The following is a 15,402-nucleotide window of genomic DNA, read 5'->3' as shown; positions in this document are numbered from 1 at the left end:
AGACGGATAGAGTCAAGCTTGTCGAGGAGAATCAGCGCGTCATACTACGTTAGGCAAAGATAAATGAATATCCAATTTTGTGGAAAATCGCGTCTTCTGTTCCTGCTCTGATTTTTTGGCTTACTGGGAAGAAAATCAAATGGGAAAATATGAAACCAAATCACAATATTGGATTAGGCCTCACCCTTCGACTATTATGTCAGGTTTGATGCATGACTAGTGAGTACAATAGGCTTACGGACACATATCATCTTAATTCAACCGGCTTAAGGAGGATTACTGCCGACATGCTGCTTTCTTACGTCCAGCTCATTCTCGGCCTATCCATCCCCCATACTCTTGTCCGTATTTGGCTCGTCTTCGCGGCAGCCGGCTTGAGGCCAACACGCCATGCCCGCAAGCTGATTCTGTTCGCCGTCGTAAGCTCCGTCGCGGACTTCGACTATTGGCTCGTGCCTGCGCCGGTTCACGCCATAACCGCAACCAGCATCGCTTTCGTCGCCTTGTATGCAGTGTTCAGAACATTCGGCAGCAGAAGCGTACTGCTGCTATTCGTAGCTTACACCGCGACCAGCTTCCTGGCCGATATCGCCGGAGGAGCGTTGATCCAGCTACTGTACGGAATGACCGACCGCAAGGACATCATTGCCAATCATCCGCTTGTCTTCCATTCCGTGTATGTTCCGCTCGGAATCGCGCTAGGGCTATTGGCCCTCTACCTGGAGAAAAGAAGCTATCCCTTCCTTCTCCGATTATATCAGTATTTGCTCGATATCCAACAATCCCGGATGAAGGAAGTCATGCTGCTAATTATCGTTCAGCTGTTCGTCGTCGGCTTGCTGTTCTCGATCGGAATGGAGAGCGAGAAGCGCACCGAAACCTCCTATAACTGGACCGTATACGCGCTCGTGCTGCTAACCTTCTGCGCGATCTACTTCATGCTGCGGCTATTCGTCCGCATTCGCGAAGACGCAATCTCACAGACGCGGGACGTGTACGCGGAGGAGATCGGTCAGATGTTCACTGCCATTCGCGGACACCGGCACGATTTCTTGAACCATATGCAGGTCATGTCCTCCATGCTGCAAATGAACAAGCTCGAACAGCTCAAGGGCTATATGGACGATCTCGCCAAGGAAACGCACGCCGTCGCTCCGGTCGTCAGCCACTCTTCCCCTGCGCTAGCCGCTTTTATATCCGGCAAGACGGAGCAGGCGAAGGCAAAGGACATCCCGTTCGACTGCGATATTCCCGCGGATCCGGAGCTGGAGCAATCGATCAAAATGATCGATCTCGTGAAAATTATAGGCAACCTGGTCGATAACGCCTTCGAGGAGAGCGAGACGATTCCGCCTCATAACAGAAGCGTGCGGATGGCGATTCGGAGCGAAGGCGAGAGGCTTGCGCTTGAAATCAGCAACCGGGGCCGCCCTCTATCCGACAAGGAGCTGCGGATGATGGCGGTGCCCGGCTACACGACCAAGAAAGCGGGTCATTCGGGGCTTGGGCTGGCGATCGTACAGGAGAGGGTTCGCTTCTATGGCGGCACTCTGAGCATTCGTTACTGCCCGGAAAATGAAACAACCGCTATTGTCGTCGAGTTGCCCCGCAATAAAGCGAGAGAAGCCGACCGTGTCCGCGTGTGACATCGATCGGCTTCTCTTCTTTTTTAGCCAAAGATGGCGGAAACGAGATACATTAGCAACAAGTAGGCGGCCAGCGAATATACGATGAAGAAAAATTTGCGCTCCCGTCGCACCTCGTGCAAGTTCTCCGCCAAACCGACGAGCAGCACGAGATTAACAAGCAATAAAAAGGCGCACAGCAGCATGGACAACTGCAGCGAGATAAACGACAGCAAACCCGTAACGAGCCATGCCGCTCCGAAAGCCAATTGCGTGCCGCCCAGGTTGGCGACGGCTTCCTTCCAATCCAGCTTGCGCGTCCCCAGCCAGTTGCCAACCAAAGTCAGCGAGCCGATCAGCAGCGCGATGGAGAATAGACCAAGCAGCAGAGCTTTGCCTGTCGAATCGCCGCCGAACGCACCGGTCATCATTAGACTGCCGATCGAATCAAAGATGCCGAGCTTCGATTTGATCGCTTCCCGGAACAGCCAGCTCCAGAGCGCGAAGCCGATGACGCCGGAAACGGCCCCTATCGCCCCGTAGATCCATTCCGTCTGCGGCTGCAGACTCTGCGAGGCGGTCGGATTTCTGAGCAGCGTCAGCAGCTTCTGCGCATCCACTCCCGCCAGCGGAGAAGTCGTGCCAACGGTCGGAGGAGCCGCCGGATTGGCCGATGCGGCCGCAGTCTGGCTTTCAGCCGGTTCGTTCGCCTCTTTCTTACGCAGATCAGGCTCGTTCGAATGCGTGTCGGACATGTCGTTTTTTCCTCCTCGGAACAACTTAGGAATATTTTTCCTTGATACAGTTGTTCGACGGCAATCGCGATAATCCTCCCTATCCGCAGCAATTCAAATTAGCAACGACAATAAGAGGCCGTCCCATGAGCCAACCAAGTTGCTATAAAAGATAATCGATGAACAAGGTGCAAGGGGTATGTACCTCCTTCCGATGCTATACGCTCCTGAAATCTGAATTGGGAAACCCGTTACAGGGTCATTTCAGGAGCGTATGAGGCAGTCTCCAGGAGGTACATACCCCTTTCTTTGTCTATCGATTATCTTAAGCAACTCTGCTCATGGGACGGCCTCTTTGCTAATTTGAATTACCAGGTTACATATCCCGGCGATCCCGGGGTCGGATTGGTGATCTGATCGATAACCGGAATCGTATACGCAATGACGATCAGAATAACCGTCAGCGCGATCCAAAGCTTCCAGTTCTCCAGGAAGCGCGGAGTCGGCTCCGATGCCTCGGACACTTCGCCGAGCGGATACTCGGTCTCTCCTTTCGGAGCGCGCATGAGAGCAACGATGTTATAGATAATCAGCAGCACGCCGACGAACAGAATGATGCCCCCGACAGCCATCGCTACATGATACGGCATCCATAGAATCGCGTCCGGGTGGTCGTCGTAGGTGTTAAAGGCGGTGCGTCTCGGCGAACCGAGCAGTCCCACCGTATGCATCGAGCCGGACATGAAGAACATGCCGATGCACCAGATGAGCGTCTGAATGATGCCCAGCTTGTTCAGCCGCGGAGTAAGGACGCGGCCGGTCACGACCGGGATGAGCCAGTAGACGATGCCGAAGAAGGTCAGCGCAACGCTGGTCGCCACAGTCAGATGGAAGTGACCCGTTACCCACAGCGTATTATGGACGACGGCGTTCATCTGGTTACTGGCGTTGATCAGACCGCCGGCTCCGGCCGGAATGAAGACCAACATGCCCACGAACGGAGCGAAGAAGCGCACGTCCGACCACGGCAGAACTTTCACCCAGCCGAACAGCCCTTTCGTTCCTTTGGAGCGGCCGTTCAGCTCAAATGTCGCAAACAGCGAGAACGCGGTCATCAGCGACGGAATCACGACCATAAACGTCAGCACGACCTGGAGATATTTCCAGAAGTGGCTGATCCCCGGCTCCATGAGCTGATGGTGGAAGCCGACCGGAATCGAGAACAGCAGGAACAGCACGAACGACATCCGGGCCAGCGCATCGCTGAATATTTTTCCGCCGATAATTTTCGGAATGATGACGTACCAGCAAATATAAGCCGGAAGCAGCCAGAAGTAAACAAGCGGGTGGCCGAAAAACCAGAACAGCGTTCGACTCAGCACCACGTTAACCGTTTCCACCCAACCGAACGACCACGGAATCAGCTGTAGAACGACTTCAGCAGCCACACCGATCGTTGCGATCTGCCAGAGCAGCATCGTGATGACGGACATGTAGGCGAACAGCGGGGACAGCTTGCCCTTGTTCGTTTTTTTCCATTGCACGTATTGATAGAAAATACCGAATCCGCTTAACCAGCTTCCGATGACCACCAGCGCAAGCGCGATATAGAAAAACGGAGAAGCTTTCATCGGGGCGTAGAACGTATACAGAACGCTTGCCTTGCCCAGCAAGATCACGACGACGCCGATCAGCGTACCGATGGACATCAGCCAATAACCGATCCAGCCGAACTTTTTCGTCAGCGGCAGCAGCCGCCCTCCAAGCGTCTGCGAGACTCCGGAATACAGAAATCCTACTATAAAATAGGTTGTAAAAATGAGCGCCATCAGCACGCCGTGAGCAGTCAGCAGCTCGTAATATCCGATATTGGCCGGGAGCGTGATCGTGCCGCCCTTGACCATCCCCTGCAGCATGCCGGCAATGCCGCCGAGCAGCAGCGCCGCGAACGCGAACAGGACATGCGCGATGACCAGCCGGCCGTCGTTGCGGTCGAATGACGAAGATTTAGTTTCATTCATGGGATACGGCCTCCTATTTTACCACCAGGGTAGTTTTCATCATTTCGTGGGCGATCCCGCAATACTCGTTACAGATAATCAAGTATTCGCCGGGCTTGTCGAACGTATGGGACACGTGGCTGACTTCCCCGGGCGTGACCATGACGTTGACGTTCGTGCCGGGAATCTGGAAGCCGTGCACGACATCCGACGAGGTGATTTCGAAGTGAACCGTCGCGCCTGCCGGAACCTCCAACGGAATCGGATCGTAGCCGAACGCGTAAGCGACCATGACGGCCTTGTACACATTGTCTCCGATCTTCGTAATCTGCGGCTTGTCGAACGGCGGCGTCTCGCTCACCTTCGCCGGATCGATGCGATGAATATGCTCGTTCGGAGGAGCGATTCCCCTTCCGAAGGTCATAATCCCCAGTACGAGCAAAAATACGACCAGCATGGATACCCCAACCGTTAGCCATATTTTCTCAAGTCGATGCATATGCATATTGATTTGCTCCCCCTATTTAGTCGCGTGCGACGAACAGAATAAAAACTCCAATCCAGGTAATGGCCAAGAACGCTCCAAGCAGCATAACGGAAGCAAAGGCCCCCTTCAGCGATTGCTCCTTATGCTCCGGCTCCGAACGGGTTTCTTGCGTTTTCGGCACCGATTGATCATCGCGCATTCCGATTCCTCCTGATTTCAAGTTATTTACATTGTAAGATCATCCGGTGCGATCTAACTGTGATAATTGTCACTTGGACATTGACTAATGTGGACGATTTGTTACACCGATTTTGCGCATGAAAAAGGGACTGCCCGTCGACGGTGAAGCGATCCCGAATGATCGGGATCGTTTCACGCCAACGGACTGCCCCTGGAAATAAATTATTGAACGATCAGCTTGCTGACCATATCTTCATGGCCTTTGCCGCAGAAGATCGAGCATACGATCTTGAACTCGCCCGCTTTGTCGGCGACGAATTTCACCGTGGCGTTGCCTTTGACTTCCTTGTCGTAGCCCTCGATTTTCAGGGCGTGATTGCCTTGGCTGTTTTTCAGCGTAATGCTGACTTCGTCGCCTTGCTTGACCGTGATTTCGCCCGGATCGAACTTGAAGTTCGTCGCGTCGATCGTGATCGCCTTCGCCTCGCCTGCGGAAGAACCGGCAGCTTGAGAAGCCGACGGGGACGGGCTGGATTCTTTCTTATCTCCTCCCCCGCAGCCGGATGCGACCAACATCGCGGCTAACAACAGCGCGCTTAAAGCTACCCATTTTTTCATTTTGTATTGCTCCCTTCAACGGTATCGTCTCGTTTACAAGCACATCATAATACCGGAAGGGAGGGGTCGAATGTGATATGGGTCACACCGTAACAATATTGACACACTTTACGCTTAGAGCCTCCGATAGCCGTCCGGCAAGTTGCCGCTATCCCGAATCGCGCGAATTTGCGCGAGCGTTAAGCGCTGATTGGTCGAGATCAGCGATTCCGCGTCTTCGCCGCCGATAATGTCGTCCAGATCGGCGATGCTTCTATTGCCGCGAAACACCAGGAATCTGCCTCTGAAATTTGTACGAGTAAACAAGACTAACGTCGCGTTGCTGCTCGTGGAGAAAAATCTCAGGCTTTCGATTCCCCCGAGTCTCGAATCCAAATTCGCAATCCCCAGATTGCCTCGATAGATCGCGCTGCGTCCCTGGAAGTTCTCTTCGTTGTACACGGTTAATCTCGGATACGTCTGCTGAGCTTGGATCTTGTTCGCCATCTCCTAACACCTCCTCCCCTCCCACAATATGAGAGAGGACAAGATGTGCTTGTACGATCCGACGCGTCGATCAGCGGAAACCGCACTCGGACAGTATAATTTTCCATTCCTCGGCAAACTCTGAATAAGCAACGATAATCGAGGGCGGGAGTTTGTGCGATGTTCCCCTTTAATCTATTTTCCGGAAAAAGACGATACTCCTCTGCACGCCAAAACGCTGGAAATAAAGGCGTTCGTCCGTTTATGCCCGAACAATCGGAGGGAGAGGAGCACCCTCTGGATCCCGACTTATCCCGCAATCTGGAGGAAGTCGCTCGCCGCTTTCCGGATTGGCCGGACTTCATCGTGTTCCGATTCGTATCGGGCTCCGATCAGATCCCTGCCGCTTTGCTCTATCTGGACGGACTGACGGATAAAAAGGCGATCAACGACAACATTCTGCAGCCGATGATGTCGTCGCAGCAAGGGAATTCGCCAACGAGGTTTCCCGAGCCTACGATCGGCGACGTGCGCAGGGCGCACAACTGGCAGAAGCTCGAATACGCCATCATGACAGGCGACTGCGTACTGCTGCTCGACGGCTGCGCGCATGCCGTCGTTTATAATACCTCCGGCTGGCCGCAGCGCTCGATAACGGACCCACAGCTGGAAAGCTCCCTCAAAGGCGCGCACCAAGGCTTCGTGGAGACGGCGGCGCAAAATCTGGCGCTGCTCAGACGCTACTTGCCGAACAAAGAACTGAGGATTCATAAAACGATCATCGGCAAACGCGGGAAGACCACTCTGTTTATTCTCTATTTGGCCGATGTAGCGCATCCCGACGTATTGGAAGAACTACGATCAAGACTCGACAAAATCGATGTCGATGCGGTGATTAACACCGGCGAGGTCGCAGAGTATATCGAGGACAATCCGTTTTCTCCCTTTCCTCAGTTTATTTTGACGGAACGGCCCGACTCCGCGGCATCTCAACTGCTGCAGGGGCGTTACGTCGTTATCGTCGACCGTTCTCCCAGCGTGATCATCGCCCCGAGCACGTTCATTTCACTGTTCCAAAGCGTAGACGATTATAGTTCTCGTTGGATGATCGCTTCGTTCATTCGGCTGCTGCGCTTTCTCGCCTTTTTTATCGCTCTGCTGCTTCCGGCAGTTTACATCTCCTTCATTTCCTATAACTACGAGGTTATTCCTTTGCAGTTGTTTCTATCGATCGCCGAATCCCGGGAGAGAGTGCCGTTTCCGCCTCTGCTTGAGGCGATGCTGATGGAGATCATGCTGGAGATGATGCGCGAGGCGGGAATCCGGCTGCCGGCCTCCGTCGGTCAGACGATCGGCATAGTCGGAGGCATCGTTGTCGGTCAAGCAGCCGTCCAGGCAGGCGTCGTCAGCAACATTATGGTTATCGTCGTCGCTTCGACCGCCATCGCATCCTTCATTTTACCCAGCTACGATATGGGGACGGCGGTTCGGCTGCTGCGGTTTCCGATGATGATCATGGCTTCCCTGTTCGGCCTCGTCGGCATCGTCATTGGATTTATGACCATTCTGATCCATCTCATGTCGCTGGAATCGCTTGGAACGCCGTACGGCAGTCCGCTCGCTCCGGTCAGATGGTCGGATATGAAGGATACGTTCGTTCGGTTTCCGCTATGGTCGATGGTCCAACGTCCGAAAAGCGCCCGCCCCATTCAGGACAAGCGAGCAGGCCGGGGCAGACCGAGAGGAGACGGCTAGTGAAAGTCACCCGCTTAAACGAAATCACTCTGATACAGTACATTGCCATCGTCCATGGAGCGCAGGTTGGGACGGGGATCTTTTCCCTCCCGAAAGATATTGCTCTGAATGCGGGAGCGGACGGCTGGATCAGCATTCTTATCGCCTGGGCCGTCATTACCCTCGCAGGGTGCGTCATGCTGCTGCTGCTGCGCAAGTTTCCGGACGATCCGCTTCCGTCCCTGCTCGGCAAAATTTTCGGCCGCCGTCTCGGCAAGCTGGCGCTGCTCCCCTTTATCGTGTATTTCGGCTGCTTCGGATGGATCGTCATGGTCAATTCGATGCTCTATATCAAAGCGTGGTTTTTGCCGAAAACGTCGGGATTTCTGATCATCCTCCTGTTTGCGGTTCCGACTTTTATGCTCGTGCGCAACGGGATGCGGGTGATCGGACGCTATGCCGAGTTCATTTTATACGCCATGGCCTGGATGCCTGTTTTTTTGCTGTTTCCGCTGTCGGACGGACACTGGACCAATTTGCTCCCGATCCTTAAGGATGGCTGGACTCCTGTGTTAGGCAGCGTTCGGGAGACGCTGTTCGCATTTACGGGAATGGAAATTCTGTTCTTCGTCTACCCTCATCTAAAGCGCAAACAGTATGCTTTCCATGGCATGGTGATCGCCAATACGCTGACAATGCTTTTGTATACATTCGTCACGATTTTATGCTATATCCAATTTCCGCAGGACGAAATCATTCAGATCAACCAACCGTTAATGCATCTGCTGAAAATCATTGAATTCCGATTTCTGGAACGATTCGATATGATCTTCTTTGCGCTATACCTGTTCGTCGTCTCCAGAAGCTGGTCGGTATACGGCTTCGCTACCGCTTATTCCCTCGGCCGGCTGTTTAACCGTGAAAATCATACCGGAATGACTGTCGTTTATTTGCTGGCCATTTTGGTTATCGTCTTCGTCAGTCAGCCTACCTGGAACCAGTCCGTTCGCTTCGGAGATGGAATGACGATTTTCAACGAGTGGATGCTGTTTGTCGTTCCGGTTGTCTTGCTGGCGCTCGTTCAGATCAAAGCTCTGTTCGGAAGGAGGGCACAGGGATGAAACGCGGGCTATGTTATCTCGCGCTGCTATTAGCGCTGCTGCCGGCTGGGTGCATGGATCGGATGGACATTGAAAATATCTCTTTAGCCTTAATTATCGGGCTTGATCTGGACGACAACAACAATCTGGAAGTATCCATCTCCAGCCCGGTCTTCAGTCGGGAAGCCAAGCGCAAGACCGAGGTTTACACCGCCAAGTCGCTCACTATGCGAGCCTCCCAGGACGAATTCGACAAAACCTTCAAAGCTTTCACGAGCGGCGGAAAATCCCAGATTCTTCTGATCGGGAAAAAGCTGATGATGCAGAAGCATTGGTTCGCCTTGCTGGATCCGCTTCTGCGCGATCCGAAAAATTCCACGACTGCGAGAATCGTGCTCGTCGACGGCCCCGTGTCCGAAGTCATTCATTATAACCCGCTGGACAAGCCTCGCCTGCCGATTTATTTAACGTACCTGATCGATACCGCCTCTCATCTTAATCTTGCCACCCGCACGACTCTTCAGGAGCTCCACAGCATTAATTTGGATAAGGGCATAACCGCCAGCATTGCCGAATTGCGCTTCGACGACAAGATCTTTATTAAAGGAAGCGCCTTGCTTAGCGAGAACGGCATTTACAAGCTGTCCATCGGGGACGAAGAAACCCGCCTGCTGCGCATGCTTCAAGGCGAAAAAAGCGGCGAGTTCAAGTTTACGCTGGAGCATGAAGGAGCAGCCCCCGGCAACGGGATCGTTCCGCGAAATCTCTATACCATCAGCGCTGTGAAATATTCGAGACGGCTGAAAACCGGATATGCCCAGGATCACTTTACGTTCGACTTTCACTTCCATATCAGAGTCTCTCTTCTGGAGAAGCTGTTTCCATTCGATGTTCTTAAAAGCGGGGACGTGCTTGAAGCGGAAATCGCCCGGAAGCTCGAAGACAAGTTCCGCAGCCTTATTCAAAAATTTCAGCAGGCGAAAATCGATCCGATCGGCTTGGGACGGTTCGCCCGCGCTTACAGATACAACGAATGGAAACCGGTCGAGAACAAATGGTCCGCAACGTTGTCCGACGCCGACATTAATGTGAAGGTCGACGTGCTCATCGCGGCGATGGGTTCTATTCGGTAGAAGGCACCGCAATCAAAAAGCCCCCTCCTTCGTCCCTCGTAAGGGAACGAAAAAGAAGGCCCCGCGCCGATCGATCAGCGGCAAAAAAAGGTGCACCTGCTGCTTTAAATCTTTAGCTCCCCGAGCTTAATTAGCTCGACAACCGCTTGCGAACGACCTTTGACATTCAGCTTCTGCATAACATTGGAGATGTGGTTTCGCACCGTTTTCTCGCTGATAAACAACTGCTGCGCAATGTCGCGGGTCGTCTTGTCCTGTACTAGCAGTTCAAAGACTTCGCGTTCCCGATTGGTGAGTAGGAATTTGCTTTTGTGGTCGCTGCCCTTCAACGTTTGTCACCCCTCCTTGCCCGGGAATGTTGTGAATACAAGGTAAAGGGATACAGTCAACTTTATCATATGAAGAGGCATTTCCTCTGGTGCGAGGACCGGGCAAAATGGGCGCCGGGAAAATCGCCGCGCGAAAAACGCCCGGGAGTGCAAGCGGCGGGCTTGGCTCTCGGGCGTTTCTCGTGCAGGTAAGCGACGGATGGTGAGCACATCTATTCGCCGCGAGCGCGACTAACTAAGCAATCCCGCCGGCAGAGGCAAACCACTCGTCGACGAAAGCGCCTAATTTATAGGACAAGCCGGCTGCCTAGCACCGCGCTCTCCCATTCGGAGGCGATCAACTCGTGACCGGCCGCGGTCGGATGCACGCCATCGGACAGCCAATAGCCGGCTTCGGCTCTTTGCGTCGCCCGCTTGAACGGCTCCTGCAGCGCGACGAATACAGCGTCGTATTCCGCGGCAAGCGAACGAACGACTTGACCGTAACCGTCCACGATGCGGCGCCACTCTTCCCATCCGTCCGCGACGCTGCCAACCCGAAGGACGAACGGCTCGCATAAGACAAGCACCGCTTCCGGCATCGTTTCCTTCGTCTCCTCCAGCAAATGGCGATAGATCCGCGCGAAACGGTCGGACGCCCCCTCCGGTAACCGGTGCACCGTTCTCCAAGCGTCGTTCACCCCGATCAACAGGCTGATGACGTCCGGCCGCAGGCTAATCGCGTCCTCGTTCCACCTCGCGTACACGTCGGAGACGCGATTGCCGGATAGACCTCTATTCAGGAAGCGGTGCCCCGCTTCCGCGAACGCATACCCGAGCCGACTTGCGATCACGCTCGCGTAGCCTTGTCCGAGACCGCGGTTGGCGTCCCCCTCTCTGGACCGTCCCGCATCCGTAATGGAATCGCCTTGAAATAAGATCGTTTTGCCCCTGGTCGTCACGTCCATCTCCCCTTTCCTATTCCCGTCGTTCCAACTCAAGCTCGATGGTCGCAGGCGCCCCCGTCAACCGGAAGCGCAGGAAGACGAGCCGGTCTTGAATCTGTTTCGCTTCTACTCCCGCGGAGCATGAACGGACGGCATATCCGGTCAGATCGTCCCAGTAGACGAGCCCGAACGGCGTCGGCGGCCAATGTCCGATCTCGAACGTCATGCCGATCCGGTCGGCCGTCTTCTCGTAGCCGCTCACGAACACCGGCGGAACGGCTTCCTCGAACGTGCCGTTCATGTCGCCTTTGCCGACGTAATTTCGCAGCCGGTCCGGCGCGCACGCCCCTTCGACGAACGCCATCTGGCATTCGCGGTCATAGTAGTGGAACGTATCGGGCCACGGTCCGGACGCGGTGCCGCCAAGCGTCATCGTATATTCGTTAACCGTGGGACGAACGAGCGTATCCCGGGTCAGCATATACGAAGGAATCGTCTCTTCGTTGCGGCGATGATAGTCTTCGATCGCGAGCGGAAGCGTCGTCAGCGTAATCGGATACTGCGTGATATAGGCAAAAAACCGATCGAGCATGCCCGCGCACTCCTCGACGTGGGAAGCCGGGTAAATCGCGAACCGGTCGGTGTATTCCATCTCGTGGCTTTCCTGCTGCTGCAGAAAATAAACCTGCTCGTTATGGGCAGTATTGGCGAGATAACCCTGGAACAGATTTTCCCAATATGCAATGTCGTCGCCCGTGCACAGACCGGCCCGCAGCACGTCGTTCGGATCGGTCGAATAGACGCACGGACTGCCCGAATGGTACGTCGCGTGCAAGTCGCGGGCAGTCCATTCCGCGGCCACGAGCTTGCCCTTGCCGGGATGCGGCGCCTTGAAGCGAGTGCCGTCGATATACCAGGAGCCCCACGGAATACCCCTGTGCGTAATGCCGTCCCACCAGGTTTGCTCCCAGCAATAGCCCCATACGCCCTGAAACCCGAGCTCCTCTGCAGCCTCGAGAAATTCGTTGTAAATTCGGCCGCGTATCACGACTTTGGTTTTGGCCCAGGGGAAGGTTTCCTGCAACGCTCGCCAACCTTCCGCGAGCACCGCCTTCAGCCTCGCCTTGGACGTCTCCGATTCGTCGGCATGGAACGGCGTCTGCAGAATGACGTCGTCGCCGTATCGGTCATGCCATGACCGAATGCGATCGGCGAGCACCGGGGCCGACCCGGCGTTCACGATCCACGTAACCGGTATGCCGTGCTTGTGGGCGATCGCAGCCGTCCGGTCGATGCCCTCTAGGGCGATGCCGCGCCCCCAACTGGCGTCGACTTGCGTCGCGAAGCTGACGAACGTGTAGATCAAATTTTCCGGTTTCACTAGAGTTGTATCTCCTTTGCGCCAAATTCGATCGAAGGAGAAGAGTCTCCCGAAGGAGACTCCCCGAAGCCTGGCCGATGCAATCTTACTTGTTATCCGCCAGCCATGCGTCGATCTGCGTTTGCAGCTCGGCCTGCACTTTCTCGATACCGGCGGACTTCAGCTTTGCGTTCCGTTCATCGAGCAGCTTGGACGGATTCGGAAGCGCTCCCGTGGCGATCGTCTTGTATTCGGCAATGATCCCGGTCAATTGCGCAACCTCGTTCTTCACGTTCGTGTCGTCGAAGACGAAGCCCATCAACGGGAAGCGCACCGCCTCGTCGTTGAATTTCTTCCAGCTCTCGTACAGATCGTCCGGTTGACCCGGCTTCAAGTAGTTCAGCATTTGGCTGCCGATGACCCAGAACAGAGCCGAGGCGCCGTAACCGGAATCGGCGATCGGTTCGATGCGGTTATCTCCGACTTTCTTGTAGTGCTTGCCTTCGATGCCGTGCACGATCAAGTTGATGACATACGGATCGGTATGCAGGTAGTTCAGCACCATCATCGCCCGCTCCGGATCCTCGGATGTTCTGGAGATGGACATCATGGAACCCGTGGCCAGATCCGTCGTAACGATCGGCTCCGTCACGACATGGGAGACGTAGTCGTACAAATTGTTGTCGGCGATCTTCACTTCGATGTCGGACCCCGGCTTCCATACGCCCGACGACATCCAGAGCTTGCCTTGACGCCGCAAGTCGGCAGCGTTCGTCTTGCTGGTCGCCGCGTCGGAGTTAATGTAGCCCTTTTCGTAATACCTGCGGAACAGCTCCAACTCCTTCTTGTTGATATCGACGAGCTCGGGATCCAGAACCGTTTTTACCTTCACGTCCGAAGACGTGTAGTCGACGAAGAACATTTGCGTCTTGCCCGGCATCGGTCCGATCGGACGGTAATCGGAGTTCGTCTCGAACATCATGTAGATGCCGCCTCCGGAATTACCCGAGCCTCCGCTCAGGAACAGGTTCGTCATTCCGGGCTCTTCCTTGCTCATTTTCTCGAACCAAGGCTCCAGATCCGCCCACTTGTTAATGGTTTCGATCGGGATATCGTACTTGTCGACGATATCCTTCCGGTAAGTGAACGATTGCCCTTGCGTGATTTCTTTGTTCGTCGGAACCGCATACAGCTTGCCCTTCAGGCGCGGCGCTTCCAGGTATAGCGGGTGAATCGTGTCTTTAATGCCTTGGCCGTGCTTATCGAGCAGTTCGTCCAGTTCCAGGAACGCGCCCTTGGTCACGTTGCCGAAGTAATTAAGCCAAGAAGCGGTGAATACCAGGTCCATCTTCTCGCCTGTATTCATCATGAGCTCGGTCCGGTTCTGGTAGTCGCTGGCCGAGATCGGCTGAAGCTTGACGGTAGCGTTGATTTTTTCCTTGAAAAACTCGTTCAGCTTCTCCTCGACCAAGGCAACGTCCGCTTCCGGCGTGCCGAAGTATACGATGGATACCTCGTAAGGCTTAAGCTGGGACGCCGGCGGGGCCGTTTCCGACGGCTTCGCCGATTCGGAAGCGTTGGCGCTCGGACTGCCGCTCGCCGGGGATTCGTTGGCTTGGTTATTGTTATTCGACGAGCAGGCTTGCAGGACCAGCATAGCCGCAAGCAGGACGGCCATAACAACCGCGATTGGCCTTCTTTGTCTCATTCGTTCGTAACCCTCCCGTATGATGGATAATATCTATAGATCGGCTTGCGGCCATGGTTCCGCGCGCCGGGTCTACCGCAGCCGGGTCAGCCTTTAACGGCGCCCACGGTCAATCCTTTGACGAAATATTTCTGGAAGAACGGGTAGACGAGCAGGATCGGGCCCATGCAGACGACGGCGAAAGCCATCTGAAGCGATTCGTCGGGCAGATTGCTCATCAGCTCCGGATTTTGCGCCGCCAACTGTACGTTAGACCGTAAATACTGTACGTCGTTCAACACGCGCAGCATCAAATATTGCAACGGGTACTTCTCCTCGGTGCGAATGAACAAAAGCGAGTTGAACCAATCGTTCCAGAACACGATCGTGCCGAGCAGCGCCATCGTCGCCAAGACCGGAAGCGACAAGGGCAGCACGATCCGGAAGAAGATGCGGAATTCGCCCGCTCCGTCGATTCTTGCGGATTCGATCAGCGCCGGGTGAATGGTCGCCTGGAAGAACGTCCGCATAATAATGACGTTGAACGGAATGATGAGCAGCGGCAACAGCAGCGCCGAGTAGGAATCCAACAGACCGAGCGCTTGCGTGAAGACGATATACTTGCTCACAACGCCTCCGTTGAACAGCATCGTGAAGAAGAGGAAGAAAGTGAAGAACTTTCGGAACGGATAATCCTGACGCGAGATCGGATAGGCGTACAAAGCCATCAGAATGACGCTTAACCCCGTCCCGACGACGGTAATGCCGATGCTGATGACGTAAGCCCTCGCGAGGGTCGAATAATCCTTGAACAAGCTTTCGTAGGCGATCCAGGATAGCTTCGTCGGGAAGAAGCGATAGCCGTCGTTCACCAAAGCGTCGTTATGCGTGAAAGAAACGATGACGACGAGAAGGACCGGCAGGACGCATGCCAGCGCGAGCAATAGGAACATCGCGTTCAGCAGCGCATTGGCGATCGGCGAGACGGTGTTCTCCCGCCGAATCGATGTAACGTTCATTGTGC

At 54.7% G+C, this 15,402-nt stretch carries 15 protein-coding genes; 4 read left to right on the top strand and 11 right to left on the bottom strand.

What is annotated here, in order from left to right; translation table 11 throughout:
• The first annotated feature begins 287 nt into the window (after positions 1 to 287).
• Positions 288 to 1,646 carry a sensor histidine kinase gene (locus tag DFP98_RS19635; protein ID WP_181917803.1) on the top strand — a complete coding sequence of 453 codons (1,359 nt, stop codon included), beginning with the start codon at positions 288 to 290 and terminating at the stop codon, positions 1,644 to 1,646.
• A gap of 23 nt (positions 1,647 to 1,669) precedes the next feature.
• Here the strand turns inward: DFP98_RS19635 and DFP98_RS19630 are convergent, their stop codons facing one another.
• From DFP98_RS19630 to DFP98_RS19605, 6 genes are all read right to left on the bottom strand, one after another.
• Positions 1,670 to 2,380: a hypothetical protein gene (locus tag DFP98_RS19630; protein ID WP_116062291.1), complete on the bottom strand. Its 711-nt coding sequence runs from the start codon at positions 2,378 to 2,380 to the stop codon at positions 1,670 to 1,672.
• Between the two features lie 347 nt (positions 2,381 to 2,727).
• On the bottom strand, positions 2,728 to 4,380 hold the full coding sequence (locus DFP98_RS19625) for a b(o/a)3-type cytochrome-c oxidase subunit 1 (RefSeq protein WP_116062290.1): 1,653 nt from the start codon (positions 4,378 to 4,380) through the stop codon (positions 2,728 to 2,730).
• A 13-nt stretch (positions 4,381 to 4,393) separates the two neighbouring features.
• Positions 4,394 to 4,864 (bottom strand): cytochrome c oxidase subunit II, encoded by a 471-nt coding sequence (locus DFP98_RS19620; protein ID WP_116062289.1) that lies wholly within the window; start codon positions 4,862 to 4,864, stop codon positions 4,394 to 4,396.
• Between the two features lie 19 nt (positions 4,865 to 4,883).
• A complete protein-coding gene (locus tag DFP98_RS19615) occupies positions 4,884 to 5,045 on the bottom strand; it encodes a cytochrome c oxidase subunit 2A (RefSeq protein ID WP_116062288.1) in 162 nt (53 codons plus the stop codon).
• A gap of 203 nt (positions 5,046 to 5,248) precedes the next feature.
• Positions 5,249 to 5,644 (bottom strand): cupredoxin domain-containing protein, encoded by a 396-nt coding sequence (locus DFP98_RS19610; protein ID WP_116062287.1) that lies wholly within the window; start codon positions 5,642 to 5,644, stop codon positions 5,249 to 5,251.
• A 114-nt stretch (positions 5,645 to 5,758) separates the two neighbouring features.
• Complete coding sequence (locus DFP98_RS19605) at positions 5,759 to 6,130, bottom strand: hypothetical protein (RefSeq protein ID WP_116062286.1); 372 nt, start codon at positions 6,128 to 6,130, stop codon at positions 5,759 to 5,761.
• Positions 6,131 to 6,289: 159 nt separating this feature from the next.
• Here DFP98_RS19605 and DFP98_RS19600 point away from each other — a divergent pair, with 159 nt between their 5' ends.
• The 3 genes from DFP98_RS19600 to DFP98_RS19590 are packed head-to-tail and all read left to right on the top strand — an operon-like array spanning position 6,290 to position 10,076.
• Positions 6,290 to 7,864 (top strand): spore germination protein, encoded by a 1,575-nt coding sequence (locus DFP98_RS19600; RefSeq protein ID WP_116062285.1) that lies wholly within the window; start codon positions 6,290 to 6,292, stop codon positions 7,862 to 7,864.
• On the top strand, positions 7,864 to 8,964 hold the full coding sequence (locus DFP98_RS19595; RefSeq protein ID WP_181917802.1) for a GerAB/ArcD/ProY family transporter: 1,101 nt from the start codon (positions 7,864 to 7,866) through the stop codon (positions 8,962 to 8,964). Before DFP98_RS19600 ends, DFP98_RS19595 begins: the two co-directional genes overlap by 1 nt.
• Positions 8,961 to 10,076: a Ger(x)C family spore germination protein gene (locus DFP98_RS19590; RefSeq protein ID WP_246016598.1), complete on the top strand. Its 1,116-nt coding sequence runs from the start codon at positions 8,961 to 8,963 to the stop codon at positions 10,074 to 10,076. Before DFP98_RS19595 ends, DFP98_RS19590 begins: the two co-directional genes overlap by 4 nt.
• Before the next feature lie 104 nt (positions 10,077 to 10,180).
• Here the strand turns inward: DFP98_RS19590 and DFP98_RS19585 are convergent, their stop codons facing one another.
• The 5 genes from DFP98_RS19585 to DFP98_RS19565 all read right to left on the bottom strand — a co-directional run bounded on the left by DFP98_RS19585 (position 10,181) and on the right by DFP98_RS19565 (position 15,397).
• Positions 10,181 to 10,405 carry a helix-turn-helix domain-containing protein gene (locus DFP98_RS19585; protein ID WP_019422432.1) on the bottom strand — a complete coding sequence of 75 codons (225 nt, stop codon included), beginning with the start codon at positions 10,403 to 10,405 and terminating at the stop codon, positions 10,181 to 10,183.
• 287 nt (positions 10,406 to 10,692) lie between these two features.
• Complete coding sequence (locus DFP98_RS19580; protein WP_116062310.1) at positions 10,693 to 11,346, bottom strand: SGNH/GDSL hydrolase family protein; 654 nt, start codon at positions 11,344 to 11,346, stop codon at positions 10,693 to 10,695.
• Between the two features lie 16 nt (positions 11,347 to 11,362).
• Positions 11,363 to 12,712: a polysaccharide deacetylase family protein gene (locus DFP98_RS19575; RefSeq protein WP_116062283.1), complete on the bottom strand. Its 1,350-nt coding sequence runs from the start codon at positions 12,710 to 12,712 to the stop codon at positions 11,363 to 11,365.
• 85 nt (positions 12,713 to 12,797) lie between these two features.
• Complete coding sequence (locus DFP98_RS19570; protein ID WP_116062282.1) at positions 12,798 to 14,399, bottom strand: ABC transporter substrate-binding protein; 1,602 nt, start codon at positions 14,397 to 14,399, stop codon at positions 12,798 to 12,800.
• A gap of 86 nt (positions 14,400 to 14,485) precedes the next feature.
• Complete coding sequence (locus DFP98_RS19565; RefSeq protein ID WP_116062281.1) at positions 14,486 to 15,397, bottom strand: carbohydrate ABC transporter permease; 912 nt, start codon at positions 15,395 to 15,397, stop codon at positions 14,486 to 14,488.
• Between the last annotated feature and the right edge of the window lie 5 nt (positions 15,398 to 15,402).

The sequence above is a fragment of the Cohnella phaseoli genome (assembly GCF_003386235.1).
Classification (GTDB): Bacteria; Bacillota; Bacilli; order Paenibacillales; family Paenibacillaceae; genus Cohnella; species Cohnella phaseoli.
This window is presented reverse-complemented; position numbering and strand designations above follow the sequence as displayed.